16 protein-coding genes and 2 pseudogenes are annotated in these 15952 nt (G+C 64.4%); 10 read left to right on the top strand and 8 right to left on the bottom strand.

Going from position 1 to position 15952, the window contains the following annotated elements; genetic code table 11:
- Nucleotides 1–58: 58 nt before the first annotated feature.
- From dprA to pdxH, 5 genes and pseudogenes are all read right to left on the bottom strand, one after another.
- Nucleotides 59–1174, bottom strand: coding sequence for a DNA-processing protein DprA (dprA, locus tag NZ993_03295; GenBank protein ID MCS7154816.1), 1116 nt, complete (start codon nucleotides 1172–1174; stop codon nucleotides 59–61).
- 401 nt (nucleotides 1175–1575) lie between these two features.
- Nucleotides 1576–2229 (bottom strand): annotated as a pseudogene (locus tag NZ993_03290) (sigma 54-interacting transcriptional regulator).
- Between the two features lie 429 nt (nucleotides 2230–2658).
- A pseudogene (locus NZ993_03285) lies at nucleotides 2659–3576 on the bottom strand (CHASE2 domain-containing protein).
- Complete coding sequence (rdgB, locus tag NZ993_03280) at nucleotides 3576–4193, bottom strand: RdgB/HAM1 family non-canonical purine NTP pyrophosphatase (protein MCS7154815.1); 618 nt, start codon at nucleotides 4191–4193, stop codon at nucleotides 3576–3578. The pseudogene NZ993_03285 and the gene rdgB overlap by 1 nt, the downstream one beginning before the upstream one ends.
- Nucleotides 4194–4251: 58 nt before the next feature.
- Nucleotides 4252–4896, bottom strand: a complete 645-nt coding sequence (pdxH, locus tag NZ993_03275; protein MCS7154814.1) for a pyridoxamine 5'-phosphate oxidase — start codon at nucleotides 4894–4896, stop codon at nucleotides 4252–4254.
- A gap of 95 nt (nucleotides 4897–4991) precedes the next feature.
- On the opposite strand from pdxH, the gene NZ993_03270 reads away from it, so the two are divergent.
- From NZ993_03270 to nadC, 6 genes are read left to right on the top strand one after another with little or no spacing between them, the layout of a single operon-like run.
- On the top strand, nucleotides 4992–5498 hold the full coding sequence (locus NZ993_03270; protein ID MCS7154813.1) for a metallophosphatase family protein: 507 nt from the start codon (nucleotides 4992–4994) through the stop codon (nucleotides 5496–5498).
- On the top strand, nucleotides 5495–7528 hold the full coding sequence (locus tag NZ993_03265; GenBank protein ID MCS7154812.1) for a glycosyltransferase: 2034 nt from the start codon (nucleotides 5495–5497) through the stop codon (nucleotides 7526–7528). Before NZ993_03270 ends, NZ993_03265 begins: the two co-directional genes overlap by 4 nt.
- Nucleotides 7528–8487: an acetyl-CoA carboxylase carboxyltransferase subunit alpha gene (locus NZ993_03260; protein MCS7154811.1), complete on the top strand. Its 960-nt coding sequence runs from the start codon at nucleotides 7528–7530 to the stop codon at nucleotides 8485–8487. Before NZ993_03265 ends, NZ993_03260 begins: the two co-directional genes overlap by 1 nt.
- A 21-nt stretch (nucleotides 8488–8508) precedes the next feature.
- Nucleotides 8509–8925, top strand: a complete 417-nt coding sequence (locus NZ993_03255) for an acyl-CoA thioesterase (protein ID MCS7154810.1) — start codon at nucleotides 8509–8511, stop codon at nucleotides 8923–8925.
- Nucleotides 8925–9464: an inorganic diphosphatase gene (locus tag NZ993_03250; GenBank protein ID MCS7154809.1), complete on the top strand. Its 540-nt coding sequence runs from the start codon at nucleotides 8925–8927 to the stop codon at nucleotides 9462–9464. Before NZ993_03255 ends, NZ993_03250 begins: the two co-directional genes overlap by 1 nt.
- Nucleotides 9461–10333: a carboxylating nicotinate-nucleotide diphosphorylase gene (gene nadC, locus NZ993_03245; GenBank protein ID MCS7154808.1), complete on the top strand. Its 873-nt coding sequence runs from the start codon at nucleotides 9461–9463 to the stop codon at nucleotides 10331–10333. Before NZ993_03250 ends, nadC begins: the two co-directional genes overlap by 4 nt.
- Here nadC and NZ993_03240 read toward each other — a convergent pair.
- Both NZ993_03240 and NZ993_03235 read right to left on the bottom strand, forming a co-directional pair.
- A complete protein-coding gene (locus tag NZ993_03240; GenBank protein ID MCS7154807.1) occupies nucleotides 10268–10687 on the bottom strand; it encodes a VOC family protein in 420 nt (139 codons plus the stop codon). The genes nadC and NZ993_03240 overlap by 66 nt on opposite strands.
- Nucleotides 10688–10732: 45 nt before the next feature.
- Nucleotides 10733–11767 carry a DUF1028 domain-containing protein gene (locus NZ993_03235; GenBank protein MCS7154806.1) on the bottom strand — a complete coding sequence of 345 codons (1035 nt, stop codon included), beginning with the start codon at nucleotides 11765–11767 and terminating at the stop codon, nucleotides 10733–10735.
- Between the two features lie 81 nt (nucleotides 11768–11848).
- On the opposite strand from NZ993_03235, the gene NZ993_03230 reads away from it, so the two are divergent.
- Genes NZ993_03230 through tatC form a run of 4 tightly spaced genes read left to right on the top strand, consistent with a single transcriptional unit; the run spans nucleotide 11849 to nucleotide 15190 of the window.
- The gene (locus NZ993_03230) at nucleotides 11849–12541 is read left to right on the top strand and encodes a DUF4159 domain-containing protein (GenBank protein MCS7154805.1); all 693 of its coding nucleotides are present in this window, start codon (nucleotides 11849–11851) and stop codon (nucleotides 12539–12541) included.
- Entirely contained in the window at nucleotides 12538–12978 is a 441-nt protein-coding gene (rpiB, locus tag NZ993_03225) for a ribose 5-phosphate isomerase B (protein MCS7154804.1), read from the top strand. The genes NZ993_03230 and rpiB overlap by 4 nt, the downstream gene beginning before the upstream one ends.
- Nucleotides 12979–12989: 11 nt before the next feature.
- The gene (locus tag NZ993_03220; protein ID MCS7154803.1) at nucleotides 12990–14324 is read left to right on the top strand and encodes a serine hydroxymethyltransferase; all 1335 of its coding nucleotides are present in this window, start codon (nucleotides 12990–12992) and stop codon (nucleotides 14322–14324) included.
- A 2-nt stretch (nucleotides 14325–14326) separates the two neighbouring features.
- Complete coding sequence (gene tatC / locus NZ993_03215; GenBank protein MCS7154802.1) at nucleotides 14327–15190, top strand: twin-arginine translocase subunit TatC; 864 nt, start codon at nucleotides 14327–14329, stop codon at nucleotides 15188–15190.
- On the opposite strand, the gene NZ993_03210 is transcribed toward tatC, so the two are convergent.
- Entirely contained in the window at nucleotides 15166–15909 is a 744-nt protein-coding gene (locus tag NZ993_03210; protein ID MCS7154801.1) for a hypothetical protein, read from the bottom strand. The two genes, tatC and NZ993_03210, sit on opposite strands and share 25 nt — an antisense overlap.
- Nucleotides 15910–15952 lie beyond the last annotated feature (43 nt).

The raw sequence follows: 15952 nt of genomic DNA, 5'->3' as shown, positions 1-15952 counted from the left end.
ATTGCCCCGAAGGAACATACGCGATCCAACCCTATTGCGCAACCGCTAGCCAAGGAGCCTATCGGGCCCGCTGGAAGCGCTTGCCCGGAAACTGCCGCACCAGGCCCAGGCACTCCAGTTCCAAAAGAGCCGCAAGCAGCTCCGGAGCCGAGCGCCCGGTTTGCTCCACAAGCCAATCTAGGGAGACGGGCTCCTGATTGGGGATGAGGGCGTACAGGTCGGCGTGCGCCTTAAGGGGCGTTTTTTCGGAACCTGCGTCCTCAGCCTGCACTGTCGGGGGGCGATGTTGCAGAAGGGCCTCGATCTCCTCGAGCACGTCCTCGGCTGCGAGCACCAGCTTGGCCTGCCCCCGCTGAATCAGCCTGTTTGGGCCGCGCCCCTGGGGCACGTGAGCCGCATTGGGCACGGCGAACACCTCGCGATTGAGCTCCAGCGCCCACCAGGCCGTGATCATGCCCCCGCCGTTTTCGGCGGACTCCACCACGATCACACCCAGGCTCAAGGCTGCGATGGTGCGGTTGCGCTGCGGAAAATGCGCAGCCTCAGGCCGGATGCCTAGGGGAAACTCTGACAATAACGCCCCTTGAGCCGCGATTTCGCGCGCCAACTGCAGGTGCGCAGCCGGATATATGACGTTTACGCCGCTGCCCAAGACGGCCAGCGTGCGACCGCCGGCTCGCAGCGCGGCCCGGTGCGCGGCGGCGTCGATCCCATAGGCCAGCCCGCTTACGATCGTCAGCCCCCTTTGGGCGAGCTCCGCCGCCAGCTCCTCGGCCATACGGATGCCGTAGGTGGTGGGCTTGCGCGTGCCCACAATCGCTACGGCGTCGCCGTCCTCGGGCCGAAGTTCACCCCGCAGGAACAAGAACGGCGGGGCTTCCTCCCAGAATCGCAACCGCTCCGGATAGGCGGGATCCCAGAACGGCAGGAAACGCACCCCCATCTGCGCCGCCATGTCCAGCTGCCGTCGGCCGAAGTCCCAATCGCGGCAGGCGAGAATCGCCCGAGCCAAGCTCGGGCCGATACCCTCGATGCGCTCCAGGTCCCGTTCCGTGGCCTGCCAAACCCCGGAAGGCGAGCCGAAGGCGCTCACGAGCCGGCGGACGCGCGCCGGTCCGATGCCGGGCACGCGGCATAAGGCAAGCAGGGCTACCTCTTCCAAGGGCGCGTTCATGAACGCATCGCCTCCAGGGCCTGCTCCACGTAGAAGTGGTACCGACGCGGCAGCCGCCGCAAAACCGGATCCGGACGCTCTCGGAGCGCCTCCAGGTGCTCTCGGATCTTTTCGGCTACGCGCGCGATCACCTCCGGATCCTCTGTACCGGCCAAAGCCCGCGCTGCGCGCTCTATCGCGAAGCCCTGCTCGCAGTAGGCGCGCAGACAGAGGCCGCGCAAATGGTCAGATACGGTTCTGCGGTGCAGCCCCAACTCTTGCGCCACTTGAGTCAGGGCGCTATGGGCGAACTGGCGGCGACGCAGCCCCTCCAGAATGCGCTCCTCCAAGTCCTCTTCCGGTTGACCTGCGATCTGCTCCGGCAGATCCCGAGCCTGGATGCGTGTGCGCCCCTCGGCGCGGGCCAAGATGACGGCCCTGCGGATTGTGTTTTCCAGCTCTCGCACGTTGCCGGGCCATGAGTAAGCCAAAAGCCGCTCCATGGCCTGCGCCGAGATCTCCAGGCCCTCGGCGAAGCGGACCGCCAGTAGCGGTATGTCCTCCGGCCGCTCCCGCAGAGGCGGCAGCTTGATCAGGAACACGTTCAGTCGGTAGTAGAGGTCCTCGCGGAATTTGCTCTGCTGCACAAGCCGCTCGATGTCCTTGTTTGTGGCGGCGATCACGCGCACGTTTACGCGGCGCGTCTGCGTATCCCCGACGCGCTCGAAAGTACCCTCCTGAAGCACGCGCAAGAGCTTCACCTGAAAGGCCTCGCTGGTCTCCGTGATCTCATCCAGAAAGATCGTGCCTCCGTCGGCCAACTCGAACCGGCCCGGTTTGTCGGCCACCGCGCCCGTAAAGGCGCCCCGGCGGTGTCCGAAGAGTTCGCTTTCCAGCAGCTGCTCATGCAGCGCCCCGCAGTTAACGGCCACAAAGGGCCGATCCCGGCGCGCGCTGTGCTCATGGATGGCACGCGCGATAAGCTCTTTGCCCGTGCCCGATTCCCCCTGCACGAGCACGGTGGCGTCCGTGGGAGCGACCTTCTCAACCAGGCGCAGGACCCGGTTAAGCGGGCTTGTGGGGGCGCGCACGATCTCGGGGAAGCCCTCCACAGGGGCCTCCTCGGCCACTGGGAAGGCCTCCTCGTCGGCCTGCCGAGCCTGCAGCTCGGATCGGACCTGAGCCAACAGCTGCTCGCGCTTGCGCAGCTCGATCTCGATGCTGCGACGCTTTTGCTCGGAAAGAAGCGCGCGCTCGCTCTCTTGCCCGAGCCGGATGCTGCCCCCGATGAGAAAAGCCAACAGCCCCAGCACCAGGGGCTCCACCAGGGGCACCCAGATGTTGGCCAGCACGAACAGCAAAGCGGCCAAGGCCAGGTAACCTCCGATGACAACGAAAACCGTCCCGATCGCCACCCCCACGCGCAGCTCCAGCAGCGCATACAGCAGCGCAAAAGCCAGCGCAAGGGCCAGCAGGCCCGAAACCCATCCGGCCGGATAGCGCAGAAAGTCGTTGCGCATCAGGTTGCTGGCCAAGACCAGGTTCAGCGCCACCTGCGGGAAGGCCGGGTCATAGGGGGTCTCAAGCACCGGGCTGAGCACGTCGGCCACGTATCCGACAATCACGGCCTTGTCGTGCAGCACCCCATACAAGGGGGCCTCGCGGACTTGCCCGGTCTGGCGCATGTACTCATAAGAACCGACGAGCTCTTGATAGGATACGATCGGCAGGTCCCGAAAAGCCCCGGGTAGGTTGAGCCGATCGTTTCGGTCTACACGGATCCGACGCCCGGGCCCGATCTCCAGCTCCGCGCCCCGAATGCGGATTCTGCCGGGATCCACCCCCCAGTACCGGGCCACGAGTGCGGTAGCGAAGGCCCAGACCGTGTCGCGCCCGTATCGGGCAGCCACGGGCAGGTGATAGCGATCTTGCCCCAGATTCGAAAACCCCACGGCGGCCGCAGCGCGCTCAAAAAGAGGCAGGGGCCGGATGAGCGTATCCCCCCGCGGCAGGCCAAGGGGGACGGTCTTGAGGTTGCGGAAGTAGGCGGCCAAGACCACATCGCGCCGCTCGGCCATGGCCGCGGCCAACTCCCGATCGTCTTCCGGAAAGAGGAGCGAAGGATCCGAAAGCGTAAAGGCGAAACCGATCGCGCGCACCCCGTGCGCGCGCAGGGCCTCCAGCAGGAGTAGGTACGCGCTCCGGCGTAAGCGCATACCGTCGCCCAGCTGGCCCAACACGGCCTCGTCGATATATACCATTGCGAGCTCCGAGGCGGCCGGCCGCGGACCCCGGACCTGATAACGCCACTCAAGCGTCTCCTCCTCAAAGGCCTCCCAGGCGGGGTCCAAAAGCTGCACCAGAGCCCACAGGGCGAGCAAGGCGAGGAAGGCGACGGGATATTGAGAGCGGAGCCACGGCATCAGCGACGCTCCCCGGTGGATGCGGCGAGCCGACGCCGGAGGTCGGCTAAAAAGGCCTCAAAGGCGCGGCCTCGGTGGCTGATGCGGTTTTTGAGCTGCGGCTCAAGCTCGGCGAAGGTCTGCTCAAAGCCGTCGGGCACAAATAGGGGATCATACCCAAAACCGTGCTCTCCGCGGCCGGCCTCCGCGATGCGCCCCGCGCAGCAGCCCTCGTAAAGGCGCACACCCAAACCGTCTGCGTAGGCGAGCACGCAGCGGAAACGCGCCCGGCGATGGCCAATACCCGCAAGACGTGCCAGCAGAAGCGCGTTGTTGTCGGCGTCCGTGGCGTTGGGGCCGGCAAAGCGGGCCGATCGCACCCCGGGCTCCCCGTTTAGGGCCTCGACCTCCAGTCCCGAATCGTCGGCCAGCGCCGGAATCCCCGTGTGCGCGTAGGCGTGCTCGGCCTTTTTGCGCGCGTTCTCCTCGAGCGTTCGGCCGTCCTCCTCGACGGGGGGCAGTCCGGGAAAATCCTCCAGCGTGAGCACCGAAACCGCAAGCCCAGCCTCGCGCAAGAGGGCCTCTAGCTCCGCGCGTTTGCCCCGGTTTCGGGTGGCCAATAGCAGCGGCGTTTTCAAGGCAAACACCCCGCGAAGGCGCTCAAAACTTGCAAAGTTCCGCTTGGGCCGCGCAACCCTACGGAGCCAGGCGCTGGCGCGTCCAAGAGCCGTCGGCGTTGCGCCGATATAGGATCCGGTCATGTAACCGGCTGGGCCGGCCCTGCCAGAACTCCACGGACTGGACTTGTACCCGAAACCCCCCCCAAAACGGGGGCCGGGGGATGTGGCCGATAGGAAACCGGGCGATCGTTTTGATGACGCGGCGCAGGAGCGCTGAGCGGCTCTCCAGGGGCCGGCTCTGGGGCGAAGCCCAGGCCCCAATGCGGCTGGCTCGGGGGCGGCTCCGAAAGTACGCATCGGCCTCCTCATCCGAGACGGGCTCCACCGCGCCCTCGACGCGCACCTGGCGCTCAAGCTCCGGCCACCAGAACAAGAGCGCGGCCCAGGGGTTCTGAAACAATTCCCGGGCTTTGCGGCTTTCTAGGTTCGTATAGAAGACAAGCCCCCGCGCATCCAGGCCCTTAAGCAACACCATGCGGACCGAAGGCCGGCCTTCTGGCGTGGCCGTAGCCAAAGCCATGGCGTTCGGCTCCGGCACCCGGGCGCGTATGGCCTCCTCAAGCCAGCGCTCCAGTTGGCGGATCGGATCGGGATCGAGCTTGTCCTCCTCCAAGGCGGCCTGCCGATACTCCCGACGCAGCTGTTCTAAGGCGAGCGTCATCGTTCCTCCCCTGCTGTCCACCGCAAACATACTTGGGAAAAAGAAGCGTTTCTCATTTGCGCAGATCCGAAAAGCCTTCTCAATTTGTCCGGCGCATGTCCCTATACGTAGGCCTGCTTTCCGATACCCACGGGTACGTACACCCGCGCCTCGGCGAGGTGTTCCAAGGGGTAGATTTCTTGCTGCACGCCGGAGATGTAGGGCGTCCGGAGGTGCTCTGGGAGCTGGAGTCTATAGCCCCTGTACGGGCCGTGTGGGGCAACGTGGACGATTGGACCCTGCGGCGGATGCTGCCTGAGTGGCTGGAGGAAACCTGGGAGGGCGTGCACCTGCTCATGACACACATCGGAGGCGTTCCCCCGCGATGGCCTCAAGGAATTCGGGATCGCCTGGAGCGCACACAGCCGGACGTTTTTATCTGCGGCCATAGCCATGTGCCCTACGCGGGCCGATGGGGCCGAACGCTTGTGCTCAACCCCGGCGCCTGCGGCCGGGAGGGCCCTCATCAGAAGCTGACGGTTATGCGCTTTCGCCTGCAGGAGGGCCGGCTGCGGGATCTAGAGCTTGTGGAGCTAGAGGAGCGCACCAGAACTCTCGCATGAGCCCAAGGCCCGACATCAGCGTCATCATCGTCACGTACAACGTCCGCCGGTTTCTGGAGCAGGCCCTGCACTCGCTGGAGCGCGCCGCCGAGGGGCTCGCCGTCGAGGTTTTCGTGGTGGACAACAGCTCCGTAGACGGCACCGCGCGCATGGTGCGCGAGCGTTTCCCTGGAGTGCAGCTTTTGGAAAATGCCGAAAACGTGGGCTTCGCCCGGGCCAACAACCAGGCCATTCGGCTTGCGCGCGGCCGCTACGTGCTCCTGCTCAACCCCGATACGCTGTTGCAGGAGGACACGCTGCGGCAGATGCTCGCCTTCATGGAGGCCCATCCAGAGGCCGGAGCGGCCGGATGCAAGATCCTCACCCCTGAAGGCCGGCTCGCTCCGGAGTCCCGACGCGCTTTTCCGACCCCGGCCACGGCCTTCTATAGGATGGTGGGCCTGAGCCGGCTGTTTCCGCGCAGCCGCCGCTTCGGCCGCTACAACCTCAGCTACCTGCCCGAAGATGAGGTGGCCGAAATCGACGCCCTGTCCGGCTCTTTTATGTTCGTGCGGCGGGAGGCGATCGAACAGGTGGGCCTGCTGGATGAGTCCTTCTTCATGTACGGAGAGGACCTGGATTGGTGCTACCGCATCCAGCAGGCGGGCTGGAAGATCTACTACGTGCCCTGGACCCAGATCGTCCACTACAAGGGCGAGAGCACCAAAAAAAGCGACCTGGCCTACGTAAAGCTCTTCTACGGGGCCATGCTCGCCTTCGCGCACAAACATTTCGCCGGACAATACAACCCGCTTTTTGAGCGCCTCATTCAGATGGGCATCTACGCCCATGCGGGCCTGTCGCTGCTGGGGCGCGCGCTGAAGCGCCTGCGGCCCGTCTTGTTCGACGCCCTGGCCCTGGCCCTGAGCGTGCTCCTAGCTGAGCTCCTGTGGCTGGAGGCGCGGGGAAAACGAAGGCCGGATTTTTTCTTCAGCCTCATCCTGCCCGGATACACCGCCCTGTGTCTGGCGGGCCTGGCCCTGGCGGGGGCCTATGGACGCAACCGGGACCGATGGCGGGCCCTGCCGGCCGGCATCGGGCTGGGCCTGATGGCCGTGGCGACGATCTCCTTCTTCGCCAAGTCGATCGCCTTCTCGCGCGGCGTGGTGGCGCTGACCTGGATATTGGGCACGGCCTTGAGCGCGGGCTGGCGCATCATCTGGTACCTCGTCCACGAGGGGCGGCTTCGGCCCGGACCGGCCCATCGGCGCGCGCTCATCGTGGGCACAGGCCCGGAGGCGCGCCGCGTAGGCGGCGAACTGGAACGCCAGGCTCACCTGCCTTATGTTCCGATCGGATACGTGCACCACGGCCCGGACCCGCCTCCTGAGGACCTGCCCGTGCACGGGCACACCCGGCAGCTGCGGGAGCTGGTGCGGCTGCTGGACGTAGACGATCTGCTGTTTACAACCGATCAGCTCACGCACGCCGACATCCTGCACCTGTTGCGCCAAGTGCAGGACCTGCCCGTGCAGGCCCGCATCATCCCCCGGGATCGGGATTTTATCATCGGCAAAGCCCGGGTGGACCTGCTTGGCGAGTTGCCCAGCATCGAGATCCAGCTCAACCTATCGCGGCCCTACCAGCGCTGGGCCAAGCGGCTCTTTGATCTGGCCTGGGCCCTCGGGTGGATAGGCCTGGCCCCCCTGCTTTATGCTTGGGCCCGAGCCGATCGGCGCGCTATCTTGCGTCGGCTCTGGCAGGCCTGGCCTCTGGTGTGGCGCGGAAAACGCACCTGGATCGGATACGCCGAACCCGCCTCCCCGGATCTGCCCGCTATTTCGCCAGGGGTCTTCACCGTGTTAGAGGCGATGGGCTGGATACCTCAGCCGATCGGCGCCCAACAAGCGCATCGCTACAACCTACAGTACGCGCGTCTGTACACGGTACTGCTGGATCTGGAGCTGCTGCTTAAACTCCTAGTGGGGCCGCAAACCCGCTATAGGCAACCAGAGCCGGCCGCGCTTGCCGAGCTACGGGAGGTTTGCTGATGCACTACCTGGACTTTGAACGCCCCATCGCGGAGCTGGAGGAAAAGATCCGCGAAATGCGCTTGCTGGCCGAATCAACCGGCTCCGACCTGACCGCGGAAATCGATCGGCTAGAGCAGCGCGTACAGGAGCTGCGCGAGCGCATCTACCGCAACCTCACCCGTTGGCAGCGGGTGCAACTGGCCCGACATCCGGACCGGCCCTACACGCTCGATTACATCCACCTGATGAGCACGGGGTTTGTGGAGCTGCACGGCGACCGGGCCTTCGCCGACGATCCGGCCATCGTGGGCGGGCTGGCCAAATTCAACGGCCGCACGGTGCTCTTCGTCGGCCACCAAAAGGGTCGCAACGTCAAGGATCGACAACACCGTCGCTTCGGCATGCCTAACCCCGAGGGATACCGAAAGGCTCTGCGCTTGATGCGGCTTGCGGCCAAGTTCGGCAAGCCTATCATCACCTTCCTGGACACGCCTGGCGCCTACCCCGGGCTAGAGGCCGAGGAACGGGGGCAGGCCGAGGCCATCGCGCGCAATCTGTTTGAGATGTCCCGGCTTCCCGTGCCCATCGTCGTGGCCGTCATCGGCGAAGGCGGATCTGGGGGGGCCTTGGGAATCGGGGTCGGAGACCGAATCCTCATGCAGGAAAACGCCTGGTACTCCGTGATCGCGCCCGAGTCTTGTTCGGCCATCCTGTGGCGGAGCTGGGACTACAAAGAGCAAGCAGCCGAGGCGCTCAAGCTCACGGCCCAAGACCTCTTCGAGCTGGGCATCGTGGACCGGGTGGTGCCCGAGCCCCTAGGCGGGGCGCATCGGGACCCCCAGGAGGCCGCCCGCCTCCTAAGCCAGGCCATCGAGGAAGCGCTTGAAGAGCTCCTGCCCAAACCGCCGGAGGTGCTCGTTGAGGAGCGGCTAGAAAAGTACAGCCGCATGGGGGCCTGGATCGAAACCTACCTATAGGGGCGAAATCGGCCGCGCAAAATGGAGCCGTATCGATACCGACACCGCGTGCGATACCGGGAATGCGACCCCATGGGCGTGGCCTATCATACGCACTACCTGGACTGGTTTGAGGCCGCGCGTACAGAGATGGTTCGCAGTTGGGGGATATCCTACAAGCAGCTTGAAGCCTCCGGCATCGCGATGCCGGTCGTGGAGGCGGCCGTTCGCTATCACAGGCCGGCCTATTACGATGACCTGCTCGAGATCCAGGTGCGCACGCCCGATCCCCCAGGAGTCCGCATACGCTTTGAGTACACGGTTTATCGCCTTGAGGAGCCCTCTACGGCGCTGGCCACGGGATACGTGGTGCTCTGCTTTGTGGATAGGAGCCGAGACCGCCCCATACCGGCCCCTCGGTTTGTACGCGAACTTTGGCAGAAAGCTGTGCGATCCTGATGCGACACCCCTGGCATCATATTTCGATAGGACCCCAGGCCCCGGAGCTCTTTCAGGCCGTTATCGAAATCCCAAAGGGCGCCAAAGTTAAATACGAACTCGATAAAGAAACGGGCCTGCTGCGTGTGGATCGGGTACTGTACTCCTCGGTGGTATATCCGGCCAACTACGGCTTCATCCCCCAAACCCTCGGAGAGGACGGCGATCCCCTGGATGTGCTTGTGCTCATGCAGGAGCCCGTCTACCCTTTGGCGATTTTGCGCGTACGGCCCATCGGCATGATGACCATGCTCGATCAGGGGCAACCGGACGAAAAAATCATCGGGGTGCACTTGGACGATCCGGAGTACCAAATCTATCAACATATCGAGCAGCTACCCCCGCACCGGCTGGCCGAGCTGCGGCGCTTTTTTGAGGACTACAAGAAACTGGAACAAAAAGAGGTGCTGGTTCAGGATTTCCTCGGGCCTCAGGAGGCCATAGAGGCCGTCCGCAGCGCCATGAGGCGATACGCCGCTCGCCCTCAAAGACCCCTATGAGCTCAACCCAATGGCTGGCCCGCGTAGAGCCGGCAATCGAGGCCGCGCTTCGGGAGGATCTGGGCTCCGGCGACCTAACCAGCCTGGCCACGGTTCCGGACACCGCGCAAGCCGAAGGAACGTTTTGGGCCAAGTCCTCCGGCGTCGTGGCCGGGTTGATGGTGGCCGAACGCGTCTTCCATCGGCTCGACCCCAGTGTGCGGGTCCATTGGACCGTCTCCGACGGGGCGCGCATAGAGGCCGGCACGGCTTTCGGCTTCGTCCGGGGTCCCGCCCGCAGCCTGCTTGCCGCTGAACGTACGGCGCTTAACTTCCTACAGCGCATGAGCGGGATCGCCACCCGCACCCGCGCCTTCGTGGAGGCCGTCTTGGGCACGAAGGCGCGCATCCTGGACACGCGCAAAACCGCGCCCGGACTGCGCTGGGCCGACAAATGGGCCGTTCGGCTCGGAGGCGGCGAAAACCATCGCATGGGCCTATACGATCAGGTGCTCATCAAGAACAACCACATCGCCGCAGCCGGCGGCTTGGAGGCGGCTCTATATCGTTGCCGCGAATACCTGCGCGCCCACGGCCTGGAACCGTTCATAACGGTTGAAGCCCGCACCCTAGAGGAGGTGGATCGTATCCTGCACCTAGGGGGGGTTCATCGCATCCTGCTGGACAATATGGATCCAGAAGGCTTGCGCGAGGCGGTGGCGCGCGTTGCCGGGCGCCTGGAAACGGAGGCCTCCGGAAACGTCACGCTGGAGAACGTGCGCGCGATCGCCGAGACCGGCGTCGACTATATTTCCGTGGGGGCGCTAACGCATTCGGCCCCGGCCTTGGATTTGTCCTTGGAGCTCCGCCTGCTCCCCCGGAGCGGATAGCTCGATGCGGTTGCCATCGGGGTCCAGGATAAAGAGCACGCGCCTGCCCGCGCGCCAAAACGGCCCCCACAGGATCGGGACACCGGCTTCTCGAAAACGCTTCGCCCATCGGTCAACGTCCTCCGGATGAGGGAGGTCGAATCCGAAGTGCGCTAGCCGCGGATCTGGGGCCTCCGAAGACAAACCCGCCTCGGCCTGGCGCAGGACTAGTTCATCTGGCCCCACGGCCAATACCACCCCGTCGCGGCCGATGCGATAGCGCACAGGTAGCCCCAAGATGTCCCGATAGAAGTTTTCGGTTTCGGGGAGCCTGTTGGCCCGCAATACGATTCGCGATAAGCCGCGTAGCTTCATCGTTTTTCGTATCGGAACCCGCTTCGGCCCCCCAAAGGTTCCGCCTTAGCGGGTCCGCGGCCGCCAGCGCCCCTCGCGAAACGTGCGGCGGATGTCCTCTAGCACCACGCGGTCGATCTTGAGCGTATCTCCTCGCAAGAGGTTTACGCGCTGCACCTCCTCTATGCGCATATCGTAGTTTTCCCAGCCCATAAAGTCGATCAAGATCCGCTGAAAGAGCGTATCGACCCGGCCGTTGATCGGGCCGCTGTAAAAACCGCGCGCCCGCCAAATCTGCTGCAGCTCCCGCGCGATATCGGGGGTGATCGGGATAAGATCCTCGGGCCTGGAGCGGCTAAAGTAGAGCTGATGCAGCCGATACAGGCGCACAAGCTCCTGGATCGGGCTCGGATGGTCGTAGACGGAGATGTCGATGTAGTTGTCCAGTCCATCGTAGCCGGCCCCCTGGCGCACGACCAAGAGCGCGGCCGATTGCTCGCCGCGTTGATCCCCTCCGGCCTGCCCGCCCGCCACGAGGGCCGCCAGGAGGCGCTCGGCCAAGGGACCGCGTCTCTCCTCGAAAGCGCGCACCATGGCCGCTACGACCTCGGGACCGGCCAGGATGTTGCCTTGAGCTGCAAAAAACCGGCCCACCACGAGCCGCCCCTTCGCCCCCACGTTGCCTCCAGCGTTTGATCCGGCCCAGTCGAAGCAGGCCGACCCCGTCCAGGAGGCGGCGTTGCCCCGGGCATCCACCATGCCCACCTGGCGCAGCTCCGGATGGGGATCCTCGCGCAGGCAGATGCGCAGGGCCTCCTCGGCCGTCGCGCCCTGGCGCATGAGCGCCAAACCGCGCCGGGCGTAGTCCAGACGCGCATACGACTGCGTGGCCACCGCTCCCACACCGGCCTCGGCCCAGGGCACTATGGGCCGCACGTTCGGGAACTTGGACTGCACCACCACGCCCAGATCGCCCGTTTCGGGGTCAAGGGCGACCATCGAGAAGGTGCCCACAAGCCGCTCCGACCAAAAAACCCGGTCGGCGCTGCCCCAGCAGGCGGCCCCCACGAACAAGGCCGCCCATAGCGCTTTGCTCCCCATGACGAACTTCCCGTACTTTCAAACGGTATAAACTGACTGCGCTGGCAAACTATCTGGTTATTTCGCCAAGACACAAACGCGATGCGCTGCAGCCTGCTTATAGCCGTCTGGCTAGCGGCCTCCGGAGCCGCCTTGGCCCAAGAGGGGAGCATCAAGCTGGCCCGGCTCAAGTACGGCGGGGGCGGAGATTGGTATAACGACCCGTCGGCCCTGCCCAACCTGATTCGCTTTGCCCGAGAGCATACGCTATTGGATCTGCATCCCAGACCCGACGTCGTGGAGGCTTCTAGCGATAACCTCTTCTCCTACCCGTGGATCTTCATGACCGGACACGGGAACATCCGCTTCAGCGACGAGGAGGTCCGCCGTCTGCGGCTGTACTTGGAGAACGGGGGCTTTCTGTATGCGGACGACGACTACGGCATGGATCGCGCCTTTCGGCGCGAGATCGCGCGCATCTTCCCCGATAAAGAGCTTCTGGAGCTGCCCTTCGATTATGGGCTTTTTCATGCCCACTTCTCCTTTCCGAAAGGGGTGCCGAAGATTCATGAGCACGACGGCAAACCCCCTCAGGCCTTCGGCATCTTCCACAACGGCCGCTTGGTGGTGCTCTACACGTACGAATCCAACCCCTCCGACGGCTGGGCCGATCCGGAGGTGCACAATAACCCCCCGGAGAAGCGCCTGGAGGCCCTGCGTTTCGGCGTAAACGTCCTAATTTGGGCTCTCTCCAACGGAGGGCTTTACGAAAAGCAGAAGGCTCCGGGACGATGAAGCTGCTCATCGGATCCGATCACGCAGGCTACGCCCGCAAGCAGGCGCTTGTGCGCCACCTGATCGAGTCGGGCTGGGACGTGGAGGACTTGGGCACCCACAGCCCGGAGGCGACCGACTATCCGGACTACGCCGTGGCCGTGGCCGAAGGCGTGGCCCGCGGTGAAGCCGAAGCGGGCATTCTGCTCTGCGGCACCGGAAACGGCGTCTGCATGACGGCCAACAAGGTCCCCGGCATCCGGGCGGCTCTGGCCTGGAACCCGGAGCTAGCCCGGTTGGCCCGCGCGCACAACAACGCCAATATCCTCTGCTTGCCTGCTCGCTTCATCACAGACGAGGAGGCGATCGCGATCGCGCGCGCTTGGTTGGAGGCCGCCTTCGAAGGCGGCCGGCATGCGCGCCGCATCGAAAAAGTACACGCGCTCACCGGTCGATAGGAGAGCCCCGCATGCGAACCCCACTGCGTCTTCAGGACCCAGAGGCTTATCGGATACTGAGCCGCGAAGTGGAACGGCAAAACACGGTTTTGGAGCTCATCGCCTCCGAGAACTTCGTCAGCCGGGCCGTTTTGGAGGCCATGGGCTCGGCGCTCACGAACAAATACGCCGAGGGGCTACCCGGACGCCGGTATTACGGCGGATGCCAGTTCGTCGATGAGGCCGAACGCCTGGCTCAGGAGCGCGCCAAACAGCTCTTCGGGGCCGAATGGGTAAACGTGCAGCCCCATTCCGGAGCCCAGGCCAACGCAGCGGTCTACCTGACCTTGCTCAAACCCGGGGACGTGTTTTTGGGCCTTAACCTTGCCCACGGGGGCCATCTCACCCACGGCAGCCCCGTGAACTTCTCCGGCATCCTGTATCGGGCCGAGTACTACGGGGTGCACCCGGAGACGGGCCGCATCGACATGAACGAGGTGCGCGAGAAAGCACGCCGGATCCGTCCCAAGCTCATCTCGATCGGGGCCAGCGCCTATCCGCGCGATTTCGATTACGCGGCCTTCCGGGAAATCGCCGACGAAGTGGGCGCTTTTCTGTGGATGGATATGGCCCACACGGCGGGCCTTATCGCGGCCAAGCTGCTCAACGACCCCCTGCCGCACTGCCATGTGGTCTCCACCACGACGCACAAAACGCTGCGCGGCCCCCGAGGCGGCATGCTCCTTATGGGCCGGGACTTCGAAAACCCCTTCGGGATCGTCGCGCCCAAATCAGGTCGGCCCAAGCGCATGAGCGAGCTCTTCGATAGCTCGGTCTTTCCGGGCATCCAAGGCGGCCCGCTTATGCATGTCATCTTGGGCAAGGCCGTGGCCTTCGGCGAAGCCCTGCAACCCAGCTTCGTCGCATATGCCCGCCAGGTTATCCGCAACGCACAGGCCTTGGCCGAACGGCTTCTTGAGCACGGCTACAAGCTCGTAAGCGGGGGCACGGACAACCACCTGGTGCTCGTGGATCTGCGCCCGCAGGGCCTTACGGGCAAACAGGCTGAGGAGGCCCTGGAGCGGGCCGGCATCACGGTCAACAAGAACATGGTGCCCTTCGATACCCAAAGCCCCCTGGTGACGAGCGGCATCCGAATCGGCACTCCGGCCGTGACGACCCGAGGTCTTCGAGAGGCGGAGATTCGCTACGTAGCGGATCTCATCCACGAGGTGCTTTCCAATCCTGAAAACGAAACGGTCTTAAAGCGAGTGCGCCAAGAGGTGGTGGCGCTCTGCGAGCGGTTTCCGCTTTATGACTTCGTCTCAGTCGGAGATCCCCTAGAGATGACAGCAACCCATCCGTAACCATGGAACCCCTTATCGTAGGCCGAACCGAAGAGCCGGCCCGCAGCCGACCCTCCGCTTTTGAGGAGCCGTCTGCGGAGATGTCCTTTTGGGATCATCTGGAGGAGCTTCGCTGGCGGCTCATTAAGGGACTTTCCGGCCTGCTCGCAGGGGTTGTGCTGGTGGCGCTTTTCGCCGACTGGGTGATGCATCATATCCTGCTTGGGCCGGCGCGGGCGGACTTCTTCATGTACCGGTTGCTGGGCCTTGAGGGGGTGGACCTGGCCCTGCAGAACCGCCGACTGCCCGGACAGTTCGTCACATATTGGGGCACGATCTTGCTTTTGGGGGCGATCCTGGGATCGCCGGTCCTGATCTATCAGCTTTGGGCCTTCATCAAGCCGGGCCTGTATCCGCACGAACGCCGCGCCATGCGCTGGGCCGTAGGCTTCGTCTCCCTGTGCTTTCTGCTCGGGGCTGCGTTCGGATACCTTGTGCTGATGCCCGCGGCCACCCGGTTTTTCGCCCGCTTTCAGATCGATCCGCAGGTGCAAAACATCATCGACATCAATACGTACTTCGGCATGATGGCCATGTTGGTCATAGCCAGCGGCTTGCTGTTCGAAATGCCCGTTTTGGCCTACTTCCTGTCTAAAATCGGTCTGCTATCGCCGCAGCTGATGCGCCGCTTCCGCCGGCATGCCTACGTGGCCATCTTGATTCTATCGGGCGTGCTAACGCCCTCTCCGGATCCGTTTACGCAGACGTTGCTGGCCGTGCCCCTGGTGGCGCTTTATGAGACGAGCATCGGGATCTCATCCGTGGTCGCCCACCGCCGCCAGCGGGAACTGGAACGCCTCGCCTACGGGGCGTCCTCCAAGGCCTGAAGGCCCTCTAGCAGACGACGGGCCTCCGCAAGGCGGCCGTGTTCGGCCCCGAGAAGCTCACCCAGCAGGGCGCGCGCGCTCGCATAGTCGCGGCGCATCAGATGGGCCTTGACCAGAAAGTACCGCGCCTCCACCCCCTCCCAGCTGGAGAGATCGCGCTCCCGTCGCACGGACTCCAGAAGCGCTATGGCGCGCTCTACGCGTCGTAAGTCAAAATGCGGAAACAAGCCCCAATACGTGCGCCGGGCCCCCTGAAGCTCGCCAATCCCCTCGGCTAAAAGCGTCCGCGCCGAATCTTTCAGCCCGGGCCCGGAATCCCGCAACACAAGCAGCGCCGGAGAAACCGCCCCAGAGGGCACTTCAGCCAAACGCAACCACGCCGAACGGCTGCTCTGGCCGTACCACCACAATCCCCCGTAGAGCATACCGAACCAAAGCGCTGCCGCGGCGACCCACGGCCCAGCGCGTCGAATCCAGGCCAGAGGAGGACGGACCGGCGGAATGGGGTTAACGAAACGCGCCGGAGACGGGATCACCAGCTCCGCCGCATCGCGCACCTCCGGAGGAGCCTCAGGACGCAGCAAGCGGTACAGACGCCGATAGATCGCAAATTCCTCTTGCCACTCGGGATGCTCCTCCACAAAGCGGCGCACCCGCTCCCGCTCTTCCGGGGAGAGCCACTCAAAAATGGCGATATGTTCGCGACATTTCTCTTCCATGTTCCAGCTGGACTTGCAGTTAACCGAGTATTAAGATCGCCAA

This window comes from Bacteroidota bacterium (assembly GCA_025059945.1).
GTDB lineage: Bacteria > Bacteroidota > Rhodothermia > JANXDC01 > JANXDC01 > JANXDC01.
This window is presented reverse-complemented; position numbering and strand designations above follow the sequence as displayed.